Raw genomic sequence first — 20,306 nt, forward strand, 5'->3', positions numbered from 1 at the left:
CCTGCCACTGTACGGCGGCGCGGACGTACCACCGGCCCGCGCAGGGGTGATCCGGTACGCACCCGGGGAGCCGTCAGGGAGCGTCCGACCCGGTGGTTAGCCTCCCTCGCGTGTCCGCCGACCGTTCCGCGACCCTGCGCGACGCGGTCGGCCTGGGGCTGGCGGTCGGCCTCTACGGGGTCGCCTTCGGGGCGGCCGCCGACGCAGCCGGGCTCGGCCTCTGGCAGGCCATGACCATGTCGCTGGTGATGTTCACCGGCGCCTCGCAGTTCGCGCTGGTCGGCGTCCTGGGTGCCGGTGGCGGCGCGGCGGCCGCGGTCGGGAGCGCGCTGCTGCTGGGGACCCGCAACACGGTCTACGGCGTCCGGCTGGTGCCGCTGCTGCGTCCCCGGGGGGTGCTCCGGCGGGTCGCCGCGGCGCACTGGGTCATCGACGAGACGACGGCGCTGGCGATCGCCGCGCCTGATCGGAAGCTCGCCCGGCTGGCCTTCCTCGCGGGCGGCGGCACGATCTTCCTGGTCTGGAACCTCACCACGGTGGTCGGCTCGCTGGGGGCGGCCGCGCTCAGCGGTGCGGCGCTGGCCGCGCTGGACGCCGTCGTCCCGGCCGCCTTCCTGGCGCTGCTGTGGCCACGGCTGCGGCGTCCCTTCCCGGAGGCGGCCGTGCAGCGGCGGGTGGCCGCGGGGGGCGCGGTGGTGGCCCTGGCCCTCACCCCGTTCGTCCCGGCGGGCGTGCAGGTGATCGTCGCGGTGGTGGCGGTCGCCCTCGCCGGGCGGCCGCGGGTGGCGGCGGAGGAGGAGACGTGAGCGGGACCGCGCTGTGGATCACCGTCATCGCCGGCTCGCTGGGCTGCTACGTGCTCAAGCTGGCCGGGCTGTCGGTGCCGGCGGCCTGGGTGGAGCAGCCCTGGGTGGCCCGGGTCGTCGACTTCGTCCCCGCGGCGCTGCTGGCCGCGCTGGTCGCCGTCCAGGCGCTGACCACCGATGGCCGGATCGTGGTCGACGGGCGGCTGGCCGGGCTCGCGGTGGCCGCGCTGGCGTTGGCCCTGCGCGCCCCGTTCATCGTCGTCCTCGTGCTGGCCGGGGGCGCGGGCGCGCTGGTGCACGTCCTCACCGGCTGAGCCGCGGGTCAGAACAGCCGCTGGCCGCGCTGCTCCAGGTCGAGCAGGAACCGCTTGCGGGGCAGCCCGCCGCCGAAGCCCACGAGGCTCCCGTCGGCGCCGATCACCCGGTGGCACGGGACGACGACCGGCAGCGGGTTGCGCCCGCACGCCGCGCCCACCGCCTGGGCGAGGGTCCGGTCGCCGAGCCGGCGGGCGAGCGAGCCGTACGAGCGGGTCTCGCCGTAGGGGATCTCCGTCATGAGCCGCCAGACGGCCAGCTGCAGCGCGTTGCCGGAGGGCCGCAGCCGGAGGTCGAACGCGGTCCGCTCGCCGGCGAAGTACTCGCCGAGCTGGCGGACGACGTCGGTGAGGGCGGCGTCGTCCCGCGCCCCGAGTGCGGCCGCGTCGGGCGGGTCCAGGTACAGCGCGACCAGCGCGCCGTCCTCGGCCACCGGCGTCAGCGGGCCGATCGGCGACCCGGTGACGGTGTGCGTGCGCGTCACGCACCCGATCGTGCCGCAGGGGTACGACGGAACCGGTCGGCCCCGGCGGGTCGCGGGCGACGGGCCGGGCGACCGACCGATCATGCGGCGGTGACCGCCACCCGCAGTGAGCCCGCCGTCACCCCGCGGGCAGTGTCGTGGGCCCTGCTGTCCGGGCTGCTGGCCGGCGTCGTCGCGAAGGCCGCCGACGAGTCCGGGCTGTCCTGGGCCGCCGACCTCGGCAGCTACCCGGCGGCGTGGGTGCTCGCGGTGGCGCTGGTCGGCCGGGCGGCCCCCACGGTCGGGGCGGCCGCGGTCCGCGCGGCGGTCTTCTTCGCCGCGATGACGCTGGCCTACTACGCATGGGCGGCGTGGGTGCTCGGCTTCGGCTGGAGCCCGCTGCTGCCCGCGTGGCTGGTGCTGTCGGCCACCGCCGTCGCGACCGCCGCGGCCGGCTGCTGGTGGGCCACCCGCCGCGCCGGCCTGCTGCCGGGCGCGGTCGTCGCGCTCACCGCCGGCGTGACCCTCGCCGGGGGCGAGGCGGCCGCCCTGTTCTGGACGCTCACCGGCGGGGCCGGGCCCGGCTTCCGCACCGCGCACCCGGTCCAGGGCTGGGCCGACGTCGTCGTCGCCGTGGTCCTGGTCGCCGTGCTGCCCCGGTCGGGCCGCACCCGGCTGTGGGCGGCGGGGCTGCTGGCGCCCGCGACCTGGCTGGCCGCCCGCGGCCTCGAGGTGCTGGCGCACCTGCTGGGCTGATCAGCCCATCGCGTCGCGGGTGACGGCGTCGCGCTTCTTCTTCGCCTTCTTCTCCCGCTTCTCGCCGTCCTCGGCGCTGTCCTCGGCCAGCCGGTTGAGCTCGCTGCGGATGAAGTCGCGGGTGGCGAGCTCGCCGATGGCCACCCGCAGCGCGGCCAGCTCCCGGGCGAGGTACTCGGTGTCGGCGCGGGTGGTGGCCGCCCGCGCGCGGTCCTCCTCCGCCTGCACCCGGTCGCGGTCGGCCTGCCGGTTCTGCGCCAGCAGGATCAGCGGCGCGGCGTAGGCGGCCTGGGTGGAGAAGGCCAGGTTCAGCAGGATGAAAGGGTACGGGTCCCACTGCAGCCGGACGGCGAAGACGTTGAGCAGGATCCAGACGGTCACGATCACCGTCTGGACGGCGAGGAACCGGCCGGTGCCCAGGAAGCGGGCGATGGCCTCGGCGAAGCGGCCGACGGCGTCGGGGTCCAGCCGCAGGAAGCCGCCGAAGCCGCGCGCGCCCCGCGGGACGTCGAGCCGGCGCCCCTCAGCCACGGCGGGCCCGCTCGCGCCAGTCGTCGGGCAGCAGGTGGTCGAGGACGTCGTCCACGCTGACCGCGCCCACCAGCCGGCCCTGCGGGTCGACGACCGGCGCCGCGACCAGGTTGTAGGTCGCGAAGTAGCGGGTCACCTCGGCCAGCGGCGCCTCCGGCCGCAGCGGCTCCATGTCGTCGAGCACGCCGCTGACCAGGGTGGACGGTGGCTCGCGCAGCAGCCGCTGGATGTGCGCCAGGCCCAGGTAGCGGCCGGTGGGCGTGGCCGACGGCGGCCGGCAGACGTAGACCTGGCTGGCCAGCGCGGGGGTGAGCTCGGGGTCGCGCACTCGGGCCAGCGCCTCGGCGATCGTGGCGTCGGGGGTCAGGATCACCGGCTCGCTGGTCATGATCCCGCCGGCGGTGTCCTCGGAGTACTGCAGCAGCTGGCGCACCGGCTCGGCCTCGTCGGGCTCCATGAGCTCCAGCAGCCGGTTGCGGTCGACGTTGGACAGCTCGGCCAGCAGGTCGGCGGCGTCGTCGGGGTCCATCACCTCGAGCACGTCGGCGGCCCGGCTCTCCTCGAGCGTGCCCAGGATGGTGATCTGGTCGGCCTCGGGCAGCTCCCCGAGGACGTCGGCCAGCCGCTCGTCGTCCAGCGCCTCGGCGACCTCGTGCCGCCGCTTGATCGGCAGGTCCTGCAGCGCGTGGGCGAGGTCGGCGGCGTTGAGCTCCCGGTAGGTGGCGATCAGCGTCTCGGCGCCCTGCCCGGTCTCAGGGAGGGCCAGCCCGGTCACCTCGTCCCAGTTGAGCTGGTGCAGCTGCCCGCGGCGGCCGAGCCGGCCCGGCTCCTGGACGGCGAGTTTGGAGAGCACCCAGTCCCCGATGCGGGTCTGCTCCATGCCGGCGTCGACCACGTGCGCGGGGCGGCCGGACTCGGAGATCTGCACCCGCCGGTCGAGCAGCTCGCCGAGGACGAGGGTCTCGCCGCGCCGCTGCTCGAACCGCTTGAGGTTCAGCGTCCCGGACCCGAGCACCACCGAACCCGGGTCGAGGGCGGTCACCCGGCCCATGGGCACGAAGATGCGGCGGCGGGCGACCACCTCGACGACCAGGCCCAGGACCCGCGGCGGCGCGGTGCCGACGCGCAGCGCCACGACGACGTCCCGCACCTTGCCGACGCGGTCTCCGTTGGGGTCGAAGACGGGCATCCCGGCGAGCCGGGAGACGTACGCCCTGGTCGCCGTGGTCACCGAACCTCCTCGCTGGCACACGTCGGCTCCACGCCGGGTGCGGTCGTCCGGGCGGGACCGCGCGCGCCGGGCCCCGACGGCTGAGGCTACCGTCGGGGCCGTGTCGTCCCCCGGAGCCGAACTCGAGTACGAGGTCGTCGACGTCTTCGCCGCGCGGGCCTTCGCCGGCAACCCGCTGGCCGTGGTGTTCGACGCGGACGCGCTGAGCACCGAGCAGTGCCAGGCGCTGGCCGACGAGTTCCACCTCTCGGAGACCTCGTTCCTGTGCGCGCCGAGCCAGGGCTCGAACGCCGACTACCGGGTGCGGATCTTCACGCCGTACGCCGAGCTGCCCTTCGCCGGGCACCCGAGCGTCGGCGCCGCGCACACGCTGGTGCGGGCGGGGCGGCTGCCCGCCGGGACGCTCCGGCAGGAGTGCGGCGCGGGGATCCTCGACGTCGTCGTGGACGGCGACGGCGCGACGCTCTCCGGTGGCCGCCCCACGCTGGAGGACGGCCCGGAGCCCGGCGCGCTCGCCGAGGCCATGGGCCTGTCGGCCGCCGACACGGTCGGGGTGCCCGCGCACGTCGCCGGCTGCGGCCTGCCGTTCGCGTTCCTCGCCGTCCGCCGCGAGGTCGTCGACGACGCCGCGCCGGTCCCTGCCCCGCTCGGCGAGCTCGGGGTGGGGGAGGGGGTGTCGGTGCTGGCCTGGGACGCCGCCACGTCGACCGCCTACGCGCGGGTGTTCGCCAACGACCTCGCGTGGGGCGAGGACCCCGCGACCGGGTCGGCGGCCCTCGGCACCGGGGTGTGGCTGGTCGCCGCCGGCCTGGTGGCGCCCGACGGGACGTCGTCCTACGTCGTCCGCCAGGGCGAGGCGATGGGCCGGCCGTCGGTGCTGTCGTGCACCGTCACCGCCTCCGGCGGCCGCGCCGTGGCGGCGACAGTGCAGGGCGAGGTCGTCCCGGTCGCGCGCGGCCGGATCCGCGTGCCTTGAAGAAGGACCCTCCTGCCCCCCGCCACTCTCGAGCGCGTGGCGGGACCCTGCAGGGGGGCCGTGGGGCCGCGGCGGCCTGGGCGGTCCACCGGCCCGGCGGCCGGGACGTCGGGATCATGGCGGTCGCGGTCGTCGGCATCTCGCTGTCCGCGCCGCTGACCACGCTGCTGAGCGCGCCGATGCTGGCGCTGGCGTTCTGGCGGAACGTGGGCGGCGCCGGGGTGCTGCTGCCGGTGCTGCTCCTGCGCGAGCGCTCGGTGCTGGCCGGGCTGCGGCCGCGGGACCTGGGCAGCTCGGTGGTCGCCGGGCTGTTCCTCGCCGCGCACTTCGCCGCCTGGCTGCCGAGCCTGTCGATGACCACGGTCGCCGCCTCCACGGCGCTGGTCACCACGACCCCGATCTGGACGGCGCTGGCCGCCCGCGTCAGCGGTGTGCGGTTGGCTGCGGCCGTCTGGTGGGGCCTGGTGCTCGCCGTCCTCGGCGTCGCACTGATCGCGGGGGTGGACGTCACGGTCAGCCTGCGGGCGCTGGCCGGCGACGGGCTGGCCCTGCTCGGGGCCGTCTGCGCCGGCGGCTACGTGCTGGCCGGTGCCCGGGCGCGGCAGCGGCTGTCGACCTCGGCGTACGCGGTCGTCTGCTACTCGGTGTGCGCGGCGGCGGTCGCCGTCTCGGCCGCCGTCGTCGGGGTGCCGCTCGTGGGGTTCTCCGCGCGGGACTGGCTGCTGATCGCCGCCATCACCTTCTGCGCCCAGCTGCTCGGGCACACGCTGCTCAACCTGGTGCTCTCCTCGGTCGGCCCGACGATGGTCAGCCTGGTGGTGCTCCTCGAGGTGCCGGGGGCGCTGCTGTTCGCCCTGGTGCTGCTCGGCCAGGTGCCGCCGCTGCTCGCCCTGCCCGGGGTCGCCCTCGTCGTCGCCGGGGTGGCGCTCGTGGTCCGCGCCAGCCGTCCCTCGACGCTGGTCGAGCCCGGCACCTGAGGGGCAGAAATGGCCATTTCTGCCCCTCTGGCTACCCTCCGGGAGCGAACCGACCCCCAGTAGCGGAGGCACCGTGGCCGAGCTCCGATCCCGCCGTTCCAACCTCGCCGTCCCGGGCAGCAACCCCCGGTTCCTGGAGAAGGCGAAGGGTCTGCCGGCCGACCAGGTGTTCCTCGACCTGGAGGACGCCTGCGCGCCGCTGGCCAAGCCCGGCGCGCGGAAGAACATCGTCGCGGCGCTCAACGAGGGCGGCTGGGGCGACAAGATCCGCACCGTCCGGGTCAACGACTGGACGACGGAGTGGACCTACCGCGACGTGATCGAGGTCGTGGAGGGCGCCGGGGCCGAGCTCGACTGCATCATGCTGCCCAAGGTGGTCGACGCCGCCCAGGTGCAGGCGCTGGACCTGCTGCTCACCCAGGTCGAGAAGGCCAACGGCCTGGAGGTCGGCCGGATCGGCATCGAGGCGCAGATCGAGAACGCGCAGGGGCTGATCAACGTCAACGCCATCGCGTTCGCCAGCCCGCGGATCGAGACGATCATCTTCGGCCCGGCCGACTTCATGGCCAGCATCAACATGAAGTCCCTCGTGGTCGGCGCCCTGCACCCGGACTACGCCGGCGACCCGTTCCACTACATCCTGATGCAGATCCTCATGGCCGCCCGCGCCCGCGGCGTGCAGGCCATCGACGGCCCGTTCCTGCAGATCCGCGACGTCGACGCCTTCCGCGAGGTCGCCAAGCGCTCGGCGGTGCTCGGCTTCGACGGCAAGTGGGTGCTGCACCCCGGCCAGATCGACGCGGCCAACGAGATCTACGCGCCGTCCCAGGAGGACTACGACCACGCCGAGCTGATCCTCGACGCCTACGAGTGGCACACCTCCGAGGCCGGCGGCGCGAAGGGCTCGGCGATGCTCGGCGACGAGATGATCGACGAGGCCAGCCGCAAGATGGCCCTGGTCATCGCCGGCAAGGGCCGCGCCGCCGGGATGCAGCGGACGTCGTCCTTCACGCCGCCGGACAGCTGACCGACCGGACCCGACGGCCCGCCCGGTGCGCCGGGCGGGCCGTCGGCGTCCTAGGGCCCGAAGGAGACGCTCGACAGCGAGGCGAGCGCGACGAACCACAGCACGACGCCGAGCACGACCAGCGCGCAGAAGACGGCCCCGACGATGATCCCGGCCAGGGCCAGGCCCTCGCCCTCCTCGCCGGTCTGCCGGATCTGCCGGCGCGCCACGATGCCGAGCGCCAGCCCGGCCGGGGCGAACACGAAGGCCATGACCAGCGCCAGGACGGCGAGGGTGTTGGTCGGCCGGCGGTAGAAGGCGGGCGGGTAGCCGGGCGCGAACCCGTGGCCCGGCGGGAACCCGTGTCCGGGCGGCGCACCGTACCCCGGCGGCGGGCCGTAGGGCGGCGGGAACCCCGGCGGTGGGGGATCGCCCCGGTACAGCCCGTCGTGCTGCGTGCTCATCGGATCCTCTCCTCGCGGCCTCACCGGTCGACCGCCGCCTGGGGCAGGGCGGCCATCCGGCCGGCGACGGCCCGTGCCGCCGTCGCGCCCGCCGCAGGATCCTCCGCGATGAGCACCGACACCACCGCGCCACGCCCTTGGGCCAGGACGTCCTGCGTGCTGCCGTCCTCGAGCCGGTAGCGCGCCGCGACCACGGTGCCGGCCAGGCCGTCGACGACCGGGGGCTCGACGAGGACGCGGTCGCCGGCCGGGCAGGACTCGAAGGCGTCCCGCAACTCGGTCAGGGCCAGCTCCCCGGACGCGGCCGAGTCGTAGGCGATCGCCTCCGAGACCAGCGTCGCGTCCCCCTGCGGGTCGAGCCCGACGACCGGGTGCTTCGCCGTCCGGTGCTCCTCGGAGGTGAAGGTGACGCCGCAGATCCCCGACAGGCTGGGGTCGTCGGAGAGGTCGCCGTCGGCGACCGGGTTGGCCTGCACCGACCAGCCCGCCGGCAGGTCGGCTGCCCGCAGCGCGACCGCCAGGGCCGCCTCCTCGGGGGTGGTCGCGGCCGCCGGGTCGGCCGACGCGGCCGCCGACTGCTCGGCCTGCGCCGGCTCCGGCTCCTCCGGCGGGGCGTCGCCCGTGCCACCGCAGCCGGCGAGCAGCAGGACGGCGGCGAGCGCGGCGACCGGGGACCTCACCCCGGCGACGCTAACCCCGGTTCCTGGGTGCCGGCCGGTGGAACCGGGGGCTCCCCGGACGGCGGGCGCGAGTGCTCCATACTCACCGGTAACCACGGACACCGGAGTCCCGGAGGAGCTTTCGCCATGACCCGCCTGGCCCAGACCGCCGACCTGACCGACGTCCAGCAGGAGATCCTGGCGACGGTCCGCAGCTTCGTGGACAAGGAGATCATCCCCAACGCGCAGGAGCTCGAGCACGGCGACGTCTACCCGACCGAGATCGTCGAGGGCCTCAAGGAGCTGGGGGTCTTCGGGCTGACCATCCCCGAGGAGTACGGCGGCCTCGGCGAGTCCCTGCTGACCTACGCGCTCGCCGTCGAGGAGATCGCCCGCGGGTGGATGAGCGTCTCCGGCGTCATCAACACCCACTTCATCGTGGCGTACATGCTGGTCCAGCACGGCACCGAGGAGCAGAAGCAGAGCCTGCTGCCGCGCATGGCCGCCGGCGAGGTCCGCGGGGCGTTCTCCATGTCCGAGCCGGGGTTGGGCTCCGACGTCGCCGGCATCCGCACCAAGGCGGTGCGCGACGGCGACTCCTACGTCGTCGACGGCCAGAAGATGTGGCTGACCAACGGCGCCAGCTCCACGCTGGTCGCCGCGCTGGTGCGCACCGACGAGGGGGCGGAGAAGCCGCACCAGAACCTGACGACCCTCCTCGTCGAGAAGCCCGCCGGTTTCGGCGAGGTGCTCCCGGGACTCACCATCCCCGGCAAGATCGACAAGATGGGCTACAAGGGCGTGGACACCACCGAGCTGGTGTTCGACGGTTTCCGCATCGGGGCCGAGCACGTCCTCGGCGGGACGCCGGGCCGCGGCTTCGCCCAGATGATGGACGGCGTCGAGGTGGGCCGGGTCAACGTCGCCGCCCGCGGCTGCGGCATCGCCCTGCGGGCCTTCGAGCTGGCCATCGAGTACGCCCAGCAGCGGGAGACGTTCGGCAAGCCGATCGCCCAGCACCAGGCGATCGCGTTCAAGCTCGCCGAGATGGCGACCAAGGTCGAGGCCGCCCACGCGATGATGGTGCGCGCCGCGCGGCTGAAGGACGCCGGCTCGCGCAACGACGTCGAGGCCGGCATGGCCAAGCTGCTGGCCAGCGAGTACGCCGCGGAGGTGACGAGTGAGTCGTTCCGCATCCACGGCGGCTACGGCTACTCCAAGGAGTACGAGATCGAGCGGCTGATGCGCGAGGCGCCGTTCCTGCTCATCGGCGAGGGCACCAGCGAGATCCAGAAGACGATCATCAGCCGCGGCCTGCTCAAGGAGTACGCGCTCAAGCGCTGACGCACCCCGGCCCCGGCCCCCCCGTCGCGAGGGGACCGGGCCGGGGTGGCCCTCCTGCAGGGGCCCGCCGCGAGCCTGCGAGGGGTGGGGGGCAGGAGGGTCCTTCGAGTCAGCCGGCGGCGCCGGGCGCCGCCGCGAAGGTCACCTCGACCTGCTCGACGCCCAGGGACTGCGCCAGGGTGGTCAGCATGTCGCGGGTGTTGTCCTCCGCGCGGTCGAGCAGGTCGCTGGCGGCCGCCGCGCCGGCCAGCTTCTCCTCGGCCAGCGCGTAGAGCGCGGAGTCGTCCGAGGATCCGTCGCCCAGCGCGTCGCCGACCCGGTCCAGCAGCCCGCGGTCGCGGTCCAGCACCCGGCTCTGTGCCGGGTCGACCCGCACCTCGGCCAGGCGCGGGGCCGGCAGCTCGATGGTGGCCGAGGTCCCGTCGGGGGAGAGCTCCACGCGGCCGGCGTCCAGGCCCTCGAAGTCGACGTAGGCGTCGGCGGTGCCGGTGGCCAGGAAGCTGACCCGCTCGCCGCTGATCACCGACGGGACGTACCGGGTGTCCACCTCCCGGTCCACGACGACCTGGAAGGTGCCGGTCGCGGCGTGGTACTCGTGCAGGTCGTCGAGCGCGAGCAGCAGCGGCGTCGTGCTGCGGTCGACGACCTGCTGCTCGAGCGGGCTGCCCGGGAGCCAGTCGCGCACCTGGGCGGCGACCGGGACCAGCACGGCGACGCCGATCCCCGCGGCGACCAGCCGGCGCGGGAACGACCGGCGGGAGCGGGGCGCCCCCTCCGTCGCGGGGGCGGGAGCGGGGCGGTGCTGCAGCAGAGCGGGCATGCGCGGCCTCTCGCGATCGGGGGGATTGCCCCGTTCAGCGACGGCCGCCGGCGGCTCATTCCCGACACGCCGGGTGCTCGTGCGCCGCCCACCGGAGCGGGCGGCGCACGAGCACCCGCGGACCTCAGCCGGCGGGCTGGGTGAGGTCGTAGAGCGTCACGCCGTCCACGGTCGTCGACTCGAAGTCCTCCGCGACCCAGGTGGCGATCTGCGCGGCGGCGTCGCTGCCGCCGTCGCTGCGCATCCCGATCCCGCCGCCGATGAACCAGTGGACGTCGCCGGAATCGACGAGGGCCTGGAACTCCTCCAGCGTGGGGGAGGGGTCGCTGCCGTTGAAGCCGCCGACCGGCATCACGGGCAGCTCGGTGGCCAGCTGGTAGCCGGCCGCGTTGTTCGACCCGACCGTGGCGGCGGCCCAGGTGTAGGACGACGCGTCCGCCGAGAGCAGGGCCACGACCTCCTCGCTGGGCTCCGCGGCGTCGAGCAGGCCGCCCATGCCACCGCCGAACCCGCCGGCGCCGCGGGTGCCCGTGCCCCCGGTGGCCGTGCCTCCCGTCCCCGTGCTCCCGGGCACGCCCCCGGCCGGCGGCTGCCCGGCCGTGCCGCCGGTCGGTGGCGAGAACGTCCCGGTGCCGCCGGTGGGCGGCGTGAACGTCCCGGTGCCGCCGCGGAACCCGCCCGGCCCGCCGCCGCCACCGGGGCCGAAGCCGGCGGAGGTCACCGTGGGCCCGGCGGAGGGGATGGAGCCGGTGTGCGCGGTACCGGCGGTCTGCGCCGCGTACGCCGCGGGCCCGGCGAGACCGGCGACGACGGCGAGCGCCAGCACGCCCGCGGCGACCGCCCGGCCGGCCCGGTCGACGACGAGCAGCCCGACCGCGGCGAGGACCCCGGCTCCGACGACCGCCCAGCGCAGCCACGGCAGGAACTCGGCCGAGCGGCCCAGCAGCACCCAGGCCCAGCCCGCGGTCCCCGCGACCGTCGCGGCGAGGACCAGCCGCGCCCACACCCGCCCACGGCGCTGCCAGAGCAGCGCGCCGCCGAGGCCGATGAGTGCCGCGATCGCCGGGGCCAGCGCCACCGTGTAGTAGGCGTGGAAGATGCCGGCCATCAGGCTGAAGACCAGCCCGGTCACCAGCAGCCAGCCGCCCCAGAGGAGCAGCGCGGCCCGGCGGCGGTCGGTGCGCGGCGCCCGGCCGACCGCGACCAGCCCGGCGGCCAGCAGCACCAGCGCGGCGGGCAGCAGCCAGGCGACCTGGCCGCCGATCTCGCTGCCGAACAGCCGGGTCAGGCCGGTCTGCCCCCAGCCCCCACCGCCGCCGACGCTGCCGGTCTCGTCGCCGGTGATCCGGCCCAGGCCGTTGTAGCCCCAGATGAGCTCCCACACCGAGTCGGTCTGCGAGCCGCCGATGTAGGGCCGCATCGACGCCGGCACCAGCTCCACGACCGCGACCCACCAGCCGCCGGCCACGACCAGGCCCAGCCCGGCGCCCAGCAGGTGCCGGATCCGCCGGCCCAGCCCCGTGGGGGCGGCGACCAGGTACACCAGCGCGAACGCCGGGACGACGAGCAGCGCCTGCAGCATCTTGGTGAGGAAGGCGAACCCGACCAGGATGCCCACCAGCGCCAGCCACCGTCCGCCGGCTCCCTCGACGGCCCGGGTCAGTGCGTACGCGGCCACGGTCAGCAGCAGCACGAGCAGCGCGTCGGGGTTGTCGAACCGGAACATCAGCACCGCGACCGGGGTGAGCGCCATCGCCGTCCCGGCGAGCAGGCCGGCGCCCGCCCCGGCCACCCGGCGCACCGCCAGGTACAGGACGCCGACCGTGGCCACGCCCATCAGCGCCTGCGGCACCAGGATCGACCACGACGACAGCCCGAACAGCCGGACCGACAGCGCCATGACCCACAGCGCGGCCGGGGGCTTGTCGACGGTGATCGAGTTGGCGGCGTCGGAGGAGCCGTAGAAGAACGCAGTCCAGTCCGCCGAGCCGGCCTGGGCGGCGGCGGCGTAGAAGGCGTTGGCCCAGCCGGAGGCCGCGAGGTCCCAGAGGTGGAGCAGCCCGGTGGCGGCGAGCAGCCCGAGCAGGGCGGGGCGCACCCAGGCGGGGTCGGCGGCGCGGCCGCGGACCAGCCGGCGCACCCGGCCGGGGCGGGCCGGGGCCGGCGCGAGGTCGGCGGGCAGCGTCGCCGCGGGGGCGGTGGCGGTCATCGGGCGGTCTCCATCTCGGGCACTGCGGACGTGGGGGCGGCCGGGTCCGCGGCCGGCCGGGGACGGAACACCCAGCCGCGCAGCAGCAGGAAGCGCAGCAGGGTGGCCGCGGCGTTGGCGCCGACGAGGACGGTCGCCTCGACCGCGGTCGAGGGCGCGGCGGTGAGGGCGTGCAGCACGGCCAGCGAGCCGCTGGTCAGCGCCAGGCCGAGGGCGAACACGACCAGGCCCTGCAGCTGCGCCCGGGCGGCGCCGGGGCCGCCGCGGATGCCGAAGGTGATCCGCCGGTTGGCCGCCGTGTTCGCGATCGCGGTGGTGAGCAGCGCGCCCAGGTTGGCCGCCTGCGCGGGCACCACCCCGCGCAGCAGCAGGAACAGCGCCAGGTAGGCCAGCGTCGAGGCGACCCCGATGACGGCGAAGCGGACCAGCTGGGCGGTCAGCCCGGCCGGCATCCCCGGCACCGGGTCGGGCAGCGGCGCGCGGCCGATCTGCGCGCGCAGGTCGGCCACCGGCAGCCGGCCGGTGGTGAACGCCCGCATCATCCGCACGATCCCGGCGAGGTCGGCCCGCGCCGTCGCGACGACGTCCACCCGGCTGTCGGGGTCGTCGACCCAGTCGACCGGGACCTCGTGGATGCGCAGCCCGGCGCGCTCGGCCAGCACCAGCAGCTCGGTGTCGAAGAACCACCCGGTGTCCTCGACCAGCGGCAGCAGCCGGGCGGCGACGTCGGCCCGGATCGCCTTGAACCCGCACTGCGCATCCGACAGCGACGTGGCCAGGGTGCGGCGCAGCAGCAGGTTGTAGCCGCGCGAGATGACCTCCCTCTTGAGCCCGCGCACCACCCGGGAGGACCGGGACAGCCGGGTGCCGATCGCCAGGTCGGAGTGGCCGCTGATCAGCGGCGCGACCAGGGGCAGCAGCGCGGCGAGGTCGGTGGACAGGTCGACGTCCGTGTAGACCAGGACCGGCGCGTCCGAGCGCAGCCAGGCGGTGCGCAGCGCCCGGCCGCGGCCGGGCTCGGGCAGCGCCAGCACCTCGATCCCCGGCAGCTCGGCGGCCACGCGGGTGGCCACCTCCAGGGTCCGGTCGGTGCTGGCGTTCTCGGCGACGGTGATCCGGAACGGGTAGGGCAGCGCCTCGGTGAGGTGCGCGTGCAGGCGGCGCAGGCACGGCTCGAGGTCGTGCTCCTCGTCGTGCACGGGGACGACGACGTCGAGCACGGGCGGCCCGCTGCGGGCGCGGTCGTGCGCCTCGTGCAGGAACGGTGGCATGCCGTCACCGTCGCGCTGCGGACTGGGACGTCCCCCGGAGCCGGCTGGGGTTCTGCTGTGCGGAAGCGCCGGGAAGACGGCCGGGCACGGGGTGTTGGGTCGCGGCATGAGAGCTGTCGGAGTGACCGAGTACGGAGGCCCGGAGGCCCTGCACGTCGTCGACGTCCCGGCCGAGCCGCTGGGGCCGGGACAGGTGCGGCTGCGGGTGACCGCCGCGACCGTCAACCCCACGGACACCTACGTCCGCAACGGCGTCTACGCCGAGCGGGACCCGGTGAAGGAGATGCCGAAGGTGCCCGGGATGGACGCCGCCGGCGTGCTCGCCGAGATCGGCCCCGGCGTGCAGACCGACCTGCAGGTCGGCGACCGGGTGATGGCGGTCGTGCTGCCCTCCGGCGCGCACGGCGGCTACCGCGAGGACCTCGTCGTCCCGGTCGGCTCGGTGGCCCGCTCGCCCAAGGACAGCACCGACGCCGAGGCCGCGACCCTGCCGATGAACGGGCTCACCGCGCGGCTGGCGCTGGACCGCATGGCGCTGCAGCCCGGCCAGGTGCTCGCCGTCACCGGGGCCGCGGGCGCGTTCGGCGGGTACGTGGTCCAGCTGGCCAAGAACGAGGGGCTGACCGTCGTCGCCGACGCCTCCGAGGCCGACGAGCAGCTGGTCCGCGACCTCGGCGCCGACGTCGTCGTCCGGCGCGGGGACGACGTCGCCGAGCGGATCCGCGAGCGCTACCCCGACGGCGTCGACGGCCTGGCCGACGGCGCGGTGCAGGACGAGCTGGTCCTGCCGGCGGTGCGGGACGGCGGCACGGTGGCCACCGTCCGCGGCTACCGGGGCGACGGGCAGCGCGGGCTGCGCGTGCACCCGGTGATGGTCCGCCAGTACGCCGAGGAGGCGGGGGAGCTCGACGGGCTGCGCGAGCTGGCCGAGCAGGGCGTGGTGTCGCTGCGCGTGGCGCGCACCCTCCCCGCCGAACAGGGCGCCGAGGCACACCGGCTGCTCGAGGGCGGCGGCATCCGCGGCCGCCTGGTCATCACGTTCTAGCGGTCGCGGGAGTGGCGCCCGACCTGCCAGGGTGGGGGCCACTCCCGGGCAGCGGGGCCCGGGCCGGATCGGAGGGTGCGCACATGGTGCACAGGCTCGTGGTCAGCTACGGACAGCCCGAGGACCCGGGGGCGTTCGACGAGTACTACCGCGACACGCACGTCCCGCTGGCCATGGAGATGCCCGGCGTGAACCGGTTCGTCGTCGGTCACCCCAAGTCGATGGACGGCTCGCAGCCGACGGCCTACTTCGTCGCCGAGCTGGAGTTCGACTCCGAGGAGGCGATGGGCCGGGCGCTGTCCTCGCCGGAGGGTCAGGCGGCGGCGGCCGACGTCGGGAACTTCGCCACCGGCGGGGTCACCTTCGCCCACTTCGACGTCCGCGAGGTCAAGGCCGGCATGCCCTACGTGCCGTGACGGCGGTGCAGCGGGGCGCCGCGGGGGGAACCCGGTGAACGGCGCGCAGGCGCTCATCCGCACGCTCGTGGGGGCCGGCGTCGACGTCTGCTTCGCCAACCCCGGCACCTCGGAGATGCACTTCGTCGCCGCGCTGGACGACGTGCCCGAGATGCGCGGCGTGCTGACCCTGTTCGAGGGGGTGGCCACCGGCGCGGCCGACGGCTACGCGCGGATGGCCGGCCGCCCCGCGGCGACCCTGCTGCACCTGGGCCCGGGCCTGGGCAACGGCCTGGCCAACCTGCACAACGCACGGCGCGGCGGCGCCCCCGTGGTCAACGTCGTCGGCGACCACGCCCGCTCGCACAAGCGGCTGGACGCGCCGCTGGAGTCCGACGTCGACGCGCTGGCCGGGGCGGTCTCGGGCTGGGTGCGCCGCTCGCTGTCCCCGGCCGACGTGGGCGCCGACGCCGCCGAGGCGGTCGCCGCGGCGGCCCGCGGAACGGTCGCCACGCTCGTCCTGCCCGCGGACGTCTCCTGGTCCGACGGCGCCGGGCCGGCCGACCCGCGGCCGGTGCGGCCGGCCCCGCAGGTGCCCCCCTCCGTGGTCGCGGACGTGGCCGCCGCGCTGGGCTCGGGACGGCCGGCGGTGCTCTTCCTCGGCGGGGACGTCGTGGCCAGCGAGGAGGCGCTGCTGGCCGCGGGGCGGGTCGCCGCCGCCACCGGCGCGCGGCTGGTGAGCGAGACCTTCTCCACCCGGATGGTCCGCGGCGCGGGCCTGCCCGACGTGACCAAGCTGCCCTACCCGCCGGAGATGGCGATGGCCGCGCTGGCCGGCACCGCGCACCTGGTGCTGGCCGGCGCCCCCGCCCCGGTGCACTTCTTCGGCTACCCCGGCGTCCCGGGCCATCCGGTGCCGCACGACTGCGCGGTGCACGTGCTGTCCGCCCCCGGCGAGGACGGCGCGGCCGCGCTGCAGGCCCTCGCCGAGCTCGCCGCGCCCGAGGCGCAGCCGGTGCTCCTCGAGGCGGCCCGCCCGGAGATCCCCGTCGGGGAGCTCACCCCGCGGTCGATGGCCGCGGTGGTCGGGGCGCTGCTGCCGGAGGGCGCGGTCGTCGTCGACGAGGCGCTGACCTCCGGCGTCGGCCTCGCCGAGCTCACCTCCGGGGTGCCGCGGCACGACTGGCTGTCGCTCACCGGCGGCGCCATCGGCGACGGGCTGCCCATGGCGGTCGGCGCGGCGGTGGCCTGCCCCGACCGGCCGGTGCTCGCCCTGCAGGCCGACGGCAGCGCCATGTACACGATCCAGTCGCTGTGGACCATGGCCCGCGAGCAGCTCGACGTCACGGTGCTCGTGTGCGACAACGGCTCCTACGCGATCCTCGAGCACGAGCTGTCCCGGGTCGGCGCGCGGGGCGACGGCGAGCGCGCCGGGCAGCTGCTGCACCTGGGCGGCCCCGGGCTGGACTTCGTCGCCCTGGCCTCCGGCATGGGCGTGCCGGCCACCCGGGCCGGGACGGCGGAGGAGCTGGCCGACCAGCTGCAGAAGGCGCTGGCCGAGCCCGGCCCGCACCTGGTCGACGCGGTCCTGCCGGGCCGTCGCTGAGCCGCGGCGTCGCCGCGTAGCGCCCGTCGCACGCCCGGGAACGGAACGCGGCGGCACCGCACAGGACGGTCCTCGGACCGGCGCGGGCCGCCGCGGCACTCCCTACGCTCCGCCGCGGAGGAGCCGACTCGGCGAGGAGGTGGTCGCGGTGCGACGAGTCCTGGTGGGAACGGCGGTGACGGTGCTGGCGCTGTCCGGGGGCGGTACCTCGGCGGCGAACGCCCAGCCACCCGACGGCGACGGGTGGGTCCCCGTCCCGGAGGAGTTCTACGACCCGGTCGACGTGGAGGCCTGCGGATCGGTGGTCACGATCGCCGGCGGCGACGTCCGGGAGGCGGAGCAGCGCCAGCAGGCCCTGGACGACGGCGGCACGTTCGTCGAGTTCCGCGGCGCGCGGACGGTCGACCTCACCCGGCAGTCCGACGGCGCCACCGTCGACGAGCTGGACACCTCGGGTCCCAGCTGGGACCTCGTCTCGTCGGACAGCACCGAGGTGGTGTTCGAGGTCGACGGACCCACGGTGCTCTACGCCGGCAACGACGTCGAGCGGGCGGCGGCCGACGAGGCAGGCCTGCCGCACCTGATGTACGTCCAGGAGGGCACGGTCCTGCTGCGCCTGACGATCGACCCCGCGACCGGGGAGTCCACCGCCGTGGACGGCCTGCGGCTGGACGCCGACGTCGTCGACCTCTGCGACAGGTTCGTCGCCTGATCCCGGCGGGAACGCCGGCGGGGCGGATCGGGGACCTCCCCGAAGGGGTCCCGCCGGCGTCGTCCTGACCGGGAGGGAGCGGTGTGCGTGCCCTGGTGCGGGCCGCGGTGGTCGTCGTCGCGGTGCTCGCCGTGCTGACCGGCCTGCTGTGGGGGCTGCAGCGCCGGCTGGTCTACCTGCCGTCGGACGGCCCGCTCCCACCCGCCACGGCGGTGCTGCCCGGCGCCCGCGACGTGGTCCTGAGGACCTCGGACGGGCTGGAGCTGGACGCCTGGTTCGTGCCCGGCGCCGGTCCGGCCGCGCCCGCGGTGCTGGTCGCCAACGGCAACGGCGGGCACCGCGGGCTGCGCGCCCCGCTGGCCCGGGCGCTGTCCGACCGCGGGCTGGCCGTGCTGCTGTTCGACTACCGCGGGTACGGCGGGAACCCGGGCAGCCCCAGCGAGGAGGGCCTGGCCCGGGACGTCCGCGCTGCGCGGGCGTACCTCGTCGAGGAGGCCGGGGTGCCGCCGGGCCGGCTGCTCTACCTCGGCGAGAGCCTGGGCGCCGCGGTGGTGACCGAGCTGGCCACCGAGCACCCGCCGGCCGGCCTGGTGCTGCGCTCGCCGTTCGTCGACCTCGCCGCGGTCGGCAGCGTCCACTACCCGTTCCTGCCCGTACGGGCGTTGCTGCGGGACCGCTACCCGGTGGCCGAGCGCATCGCCACGGTGCGGGTGCCGACCTCGGTCGTGCTGGGAGACGCCGACTCGATCGTGCCGCCGGAGCAGAGCCGCGCGGTCGCCGCGGCCGCCGCCGGGCTGCACCGGCTGGTGGAGGTGCCCGGCGCCGACCACAACGACCCGGTGCTGCTCGACGGCGACGCACTGGTCGACGCCGTCGTCGAGCTGGCCGGCTGACCCGCGCTCAGGTCGTGGCGCGGTAGCTGGTGTAGCGGCCGATCCGTCGGTGCTCACCCGAGCCGGTCGCGACGACGTCGACGAACCCGGCCCGCCGGAGCAGGTCCGGGATGCCCTCGACGGCGTGCGGCCCCGAGTGCTCGTGCCGGTGCCCGCGGGAGCGGAGCCGGCCGTGGGCGGGGTTCTCGCCGCCGCCGACGTCCACCAGGTGCAGCGCGCCGCCGGGCCGCAGCACCCGGACCGCCTCGCGCAGGGCGGGGTCGCGTTGGTCGTCGGGCAGGTGGTGGAGCATGAACGAGGAGAGGACGACGTCCACGCTGTCGTCGGGGTAGGGCAGCGCGTCGGCGTAGCCGCGGTCCAGCTGGACGGCGACCCCGCGGCGGCGGGCCTTGCGGCGGGCGCGGGCCAGCGCGGCGAGGTCGGGGTCGAGGCCGACGGCGACCGCCGCGGGCTCGGCCTGCTTGGCCGCCAGCAGCAGGTTGCCGGTGCCGCAGCCGATCTCCAGCACCCGCTGACCGGGCCGCAGGCCGGCCTGGTCGACCAGCCGGCGGTGGATCCGGTCCACGCCGAAGAGCCGGGTCATCGGGTCGTAGAGGGGGAGCAGCCACTCCCGGGCCATCCCGGGGAGGAAGTCGCGCTCCTCGCCGGTCACCGTCGTCCGCGTGGTGACCTCGCCCATGTCGGTGCCTCCTCAGGCGTCCGGCCCGCCGCTCGGCGGGACCATCTTTTGGGTCTGTCCCACTACGATCGGCCGCCTGGGAAGCGGCGACAAGGGCGGGAGATCGGACGGTATGGGACGTTCTTCCGACGATCGCGAGCCGGTCGGGCGGCTGCTGCGCGGGCGGCGGGTCGACGGCGCGCCGGTCTACTCCTACGCGCGCGAGGCGGGCGCCCCGCCGGTGACGGTCTCCCGGTTCGACGGCGACCACGCGCACGCCGGCGCCCCGCCCGGCCGCCCGCACGCGCACGACTTCCTCGTGCTCAGCTACGTCGAGCGGGGCGCGGGCCGGCTGCGGGTGGACGCCCGGGACTGGCCGGTCTCGGCGGGCGACCTGCTGGTGGTGGCCCCCGGTGAGGTGGTCGCGCCCGACCTCACCGGCGACCTCGCCGACGTGCTGCTGTGGTCGGTCTTCTTCCCGCCCGACGCCGTCGAGCGGCGCAGCCCCGGCAGCTTCGGCTCCTGGCGGGCGCACCCGCTGCTGTTCCCCTTCGTCGGCGGGCGGGCCGGCGGCGTGCAGCGGCTGGGGGTGCCGGAGGCCGAGCGGGCGGCGTGGTCGCGCCGGCTGGCCGACCTCGAGCGGGAGCTGCGCGAGCGGCGGGAGGGGTACGCCGAGGCGGCGCTGGCCTGCCTGACCCTCCTGCTGGTCGACCTCGCCCGGCTGGCCGCCGACGTCCCCGGCCACCTGCGGCTGCGGGACGAGCCGCTGCTGGCCGCCGTGTTCGACGTGGTGGAGCAGCGTTACGCCGAGCCGATCTCGCTGCGCGAGGTCGCCGACGCCGTCGGGTTGTCGCCGGGTCACCTGACCACCGTCGTCGGCCGGCGCACCGGCCGGACCGTGCAGCAGTGGATCACCGAGCGCCGGCTCGCCGAGGCCCGCCGGCTGCTCACCGAGACCGACCTGACCGTGCAGGCGGTGGCCGGCCGGGTCGGGTACGCCGACGCCGGCTACCTGATCCGGCGCTTCCGCACCGCGCACGGCGTCCCGCCGCAGGAGTGGCGCCGGGCCGCCCGCGGGCGCTGACGGGCCGGGGTGCGACCGGTGGATCCCGAGACGATCGCCTCCCGTTGAGTGGCGTGGGACACAGTTGTGCGGGGTACGTCGCCGA

At 76.0% G+C, this 20,306-nt stretch carries 22 protein-coding genes; 13 read left to right on the top strand and 9 right to left on the bottom strand.

What is annotated here, in order from left to right:
- Positions 1-110 precede the first annotated feature (110 nt).
- Positions 111-806 carry an AzlC family ABC transporter permease gene (locus ACI789_RS18685; protein ID WP_457010871.1) on the top strand — a complete coding sequence of 232 codons (696 nt, stop codon included), beginning with the start codon at positions 111-113 and terminating at the stop codon, positions 804-806.
- Positions 803-1,120 carry an AzlD domain-containing protein gene (locus ACI789_RS18690; RefSeq protein WP_457010872.1) on the top strand — a complete coding sequence of 106 codons (318 nt, stop codon included), beginning with the start codon at positions 803-805 and terminating at the stop codon, positions 1,118-1,120. The genes ACI789_RS18685 and ACI789_RS18690 overlap by 4 nt, the downstream gene beginning before the upstream one ends.
- Before the next feature lie 8 nt (positions 1,121-1,128).
- On the opposite strand, the gene ACI789_RS18695 is transcribed toward ACI789_RS18690, so the two are convergent.
- A complete protein-coding gene (locus ACI789_RS18695) occupies positions 1,129-1,605 on the bottom strand; it encodes a methylated-DNA--[protein]-cysteine S-methyltransferase (protein ID WP_457010873.1) in 477 nt (158 codons plus the stop codon).
- Positions 1,606-1,695: 90 nt separating this feature from the next.
- Between ACI789_RS18695 and ACI789_RS18700 the strand changes: the two genes are divergently transcribed.
- Positions 1,696-2,340: a hypothetical protein gene (locus ACI789_RS18700; protein ID WP_457010874.1), complete on the top strand. Its 645-nt coding sequence runs from the start codon at positions 1,696-1,698 to the stop codon at positions 2,338-2,340.
- Here ACI789_RS18700 and ACI789_RS18705 read toward each other — a convergent pair whose 3' ends face one another.
- Entirely contained in the window at positions 2,341-2,871 is a 531-nt protein-coding gene (locus ACI789_RS18705) for a DUF1003 domain-containing protein (RefSeq protein WP_457010875.1), read from the bottom strand.
- The gene (locus tag ACI789_RS18710; RefSeq protein WP_457010876.1) at positions 2,864-4,102 is read right to left on the bottom strand and encodes a magnesium transporter MgtE N-terminal domain-containing protein; all 1,239 of its coding nucleotides are present in this window, start codon (positions 4,100-4,102) and stop codon (positions 2,864-2,866) included. Before ACI789_RS18710 ends, ACI789_RS18705 begins: the two co-directional genes overlap by 8 nt.
- Before the next feature lie 100 nt (positions 4,103-4,202).
- On the opposite strand from ACI789_RS18710, the gene ACI789_RS18715 reads away from it, so the two are divergent.
- The 3 genes from ACI789_RS18715 to ACI789_RS18725 all read left to right on the top strand — a co-directional run bounded on the left by ACI789_RS18715 (position 4,203) and on the right by ACI789_RS18725 (position 7,082).
- Complete coding sequence (locus ACI789_RS18715) at positions 4,203-5,078, top strand: PhzF family phenazine biosynthesis protein (RefSeq protein WP_457010877.1); 876 nt, start codon at positions 4,203-4,205, stop codon at positions 5,076-5,078.
- Between the two features lie 116 nt (positions 5,079-5,194).
- Entirely contained in the window at positions 5,195-6,055 is an 861-nt protein-coding gene (locus ACI789_RS18720) for a DMT family transporter (RefSeq protein ID WP_457010878.1), read from the top strand.
- A gap of 73 nt (positions 6,056-6,128) precedes the next feature.
- On the top strand, positions 6,129-7,082 hold the full coding sequence (locus ACI789_RS18725; RefSeq protein ID WP_457010879.1) for an HpcH/HpaI aldolase/citrate lyase family protein: 954 nt from the start codon (positions 6,129-6,131) through the stop codon (positions 7,080-7,082).
- Positions 7,083-7,132: 50 nt separating this feature from the next.
- On the opposite strand, the gene ACI789_RS18730 is transcribed toward ACI789_RS18725, so the two are convergent.
- Complete coding sequence (locus tag ACI789_RS18730) at positions 7,133-7,525, bottom strand: DUF4190 domain-containing protein (protein WP_457010880.1); 393 nt, start codon at positions 7,523-7,525, stop codon at positions 7,133-7,135.
- A gap of 20 nt (positions 7,526-7,545) precedes the next feature.
- Positions 7,546-8,205, bottom strand: a complete 660-nt coding sequence (locus ACI789_RS18735; protein ID WP_457010881.1) for a hypothetical protein — start codon at positions 8,203-8,205, stop codon at positions 7,546-7,548.
- Positions 8,206-8,331: 126 nt separating this feature from the next.
- Here ACI789_RS18735 and ACI789_RS18740 point away from each other — a divergent pair, with 126 nt between their 5' ends.
- Positions 8,332-9,528, top strand: coding sequence for an acyl-CoA dehydrogenase family protein (locus ACI789_RS18740; protein WP_457010882.1), 1,197 nt, complete (start codon positions 8,332-8,334; stop codon positions 9,526-9,528).
- A 109-nt stretch (positions 9,529-9,637) separates the two neighbouring features.
- Here the strand turns inward: ACI789_RS18740 and ACI789_RS18745 are convergent, their stop codons facing one another.
- The 3 genes from ACI789_RS18745 to ACI789_RS18755 form a co-directional block, all read right to left on the bottom strand.
- The gene (locus tag ACI789_RS18745) at positions 9,638-10,348 is read right to left on the bottom strand and encodes a DUF4230 domain-containing protein (RefSeq protein ID WP_457010883.1); all 711 of its coding nucleotides are present in this window, start codon (positions 10,346-10,348) and stop codon (positions 9,638-9,640) included.
- Between the two features lie 124 nt (positions 10,349-10,472).
- A complete protein-coding gene (locus ACI789_RS18750) occupies positions 10,473-12,557 on the bottom strand; it encodes an ArnT family glycosyltransferase (protein WP_457010884.1) in 2,085 nt (694 codons plus the stop codon).
- Entirely contained in the window at positions 12,554-13,828 is a 1,275-nt protein-coding gene (locus ACI789_RS18755; protein WP_457010885.1) for a glycosyltransferase, read from the bottom strand. The genes ACI789_RS18750 and ACI789_RS18755 overlap by 4 nt, the downstream gene beginning before the upstream one ends.
- 106 nt (positions 13,829-13,934) lie before the next feature.
- Here ACI789_RS18755 and ACI789_RS18760 point away from each other — a divergent pair, with 106 nt between their 5' ends.
- The 5 genes from ACI789_RS18760 to ACI789_RS18780 all read left to right on the top strand — a co-directional run bounded on the left by ACI789_RS18760 (position 13,935) and on the right by ACI789_RS18780 (position 18,479).
- A complete protein-coding gene (locus ACI789_RS18760) occupies positions 13,935-14,873 on the top strand; it encodes an NADP-dependent oxidoreductase (RefSeq protein ID WP_457010886.1) in 939 nt (312 codons plus the stop codon).
- Positions 14,874-14,956: 83 nt separating this feature from the next.
- A complete protein-coding gene (locus tag ACI789_RS18765) occupies positions 14,957-15,289 on the top strand; it encodes an EthD family reductase (RefSeq protein WP_457010887.1) in 333 nt (110 codons plus the stop codon).
- 34 nt (positions 15,290-15,323) lie between these two features.
- The gene (locus tag ACI789_RS18770) at positions 15,324-16,874 is read left to right on the top strand and encodes an acetolactate synthase large subunit (RefSeq protein ID WP_457010888.1); all 1,551 of its coding nucleotides are present in this window, start codon (positions 15,324-15,326) and stop codon (positions 16,872-16,874) included.
- A 148-nt stretch (positions 16,875-17,022) separates the two neighbouring features.
- On the top strand, positions 17,023-17,586 hold the full coding sequence (locus tag ACI789_RS18775; RefSeq protein WP_457010889.1) for a hypothetical protein: 564 nt from the start codon (positions 17,023-17,025) through the stop codon (positions 17,584-17,586).
- Between the two features lie 83 nt (positions 17,587-17,669).
- Positions 17,670-18,479 (top strand): alpha/beta hydrolase, encoded by an 810-nt coding sequence (locus ACI789_RS18780; RefSeq protein WP_457010890.1) that lies wholly within the window; start codon positions 17,670-17,672, stop codon positions 18,477-18,479.
- 7 nt (positions 18,480-18,486) lie between these two features.
- Here the strand turns inward: ACI789_RS18780 and ACI789_RS18785 are convergent, their stop codons facing one another.
- Complete coding sequence (locus tag ACI789_RS18785; protein ID WP_457010891.1) at positions 18,487-19,158, bottom strand: class I SAM-dependent methyltransferase; 672 nt, start codon at positions 19,156-19,158, stop codon at positions 18,487-18,489.
- A gap of 112 nt (positions 19,159-19,270) precedes the next feature.
- On the opposite strand from ACI789_RS18785, the gene ACI789_RS18790 reads away from it, so the two are divergent.
- Complete coding sequence (locus ACI789_RS18790; RefSeq protein ID WP_457010892.1) at positions 19,271-20,221, top strand: helix-turn-helix domain-containing protein; 951 nt, start codon at positions 19,271-19,273, stop codon at positions 20,219-20,221.
- Positions 20,222-20,306: the final 85 nt, after the last annotated feature.

This window comes from Geodermatophilus sp. SYSU D00965, assembly GCF_054050075.1.

What these genes read in the sequence shown, in the direction of transcription:
- ACI789_RS18720 (WP_457010878.1), top strand. Translation starts at nt 5,195, where the DNA reads ATGGCGGTCGCGGTCGTCGGCATCTCGCTGTCCGCGCCGCTGACCACG.
- ACI789_RS18730 (WP_457010880.1), bottom strand. Translation starts at nt 7,525, where the DNA reads ATGAGCACGCAGCACGACGGGCTGTACCGGGGCGATCCCCCACCGCCG.
- ACI789_RS18740 (WP_457010882.1), top strand. Translation starts at nt 8,332, where the DNA reads ATGACCCGCCTGGCCCAGACCGCCGACCTGACCGACGTCCAGCAGGAG.
- ACI789_RS18745 (WP_457010883.1), bottom strand. Translation starts at nt 10,348, where the DNA reads ATGCCCGCTCTGCTGCAGCACCGCCCCGCTCCCGCCCCCGCGACGGAG.
- ACI789_RS18750 (WP_457010884.1), bottom strand. Translation starts at nt 12,557, where the DNA reads ATGACCGCCACCGCCCCCGCGGCGACGCTGCCCGCCGACCTCGCGCCG.
- ACI789_RS18755 (WP_457010885.1), bottom strand. Translation starts at nt 13,828, where the DNA reads ATGCCACCGTTCCTGCACGAGGCGCACGACCGCGCCCGCAGCGGGCCG.
- ACI789_RS18760 (WP_457010886.1), top strand. Translation starts at nt 13,935, where the DNA reads ATGAGAGCTGTCGGAGTGACCGAGTACGGAGGCCCGGAGGCCCTGCAC.
- ACI789_RS18765 (WP_457010887.1), top strand. Translation starts at nt 14,957, where the DNA reads ATGGTGCACAGGCTCGTGGTCAGCTACGGACAGCCCGAGGACCCGGGG.
- ACI789_RS18785 (WP_457010891.1), bottom strand. Translation starts at nt 19,158, where the DNA reads ATGGGCGAGGTCACCACGCGGACGACGGTGACCGGCGAGGAGCGCGAC.
- ACI789_RS18790 (WP_457010892.1), top strand. Translation starts at nt 19,271, where the DNA reads ATGGGACGTTCTTCCGACGATCGCGAGCCGGTCGGGCGGCTGCTGCGC.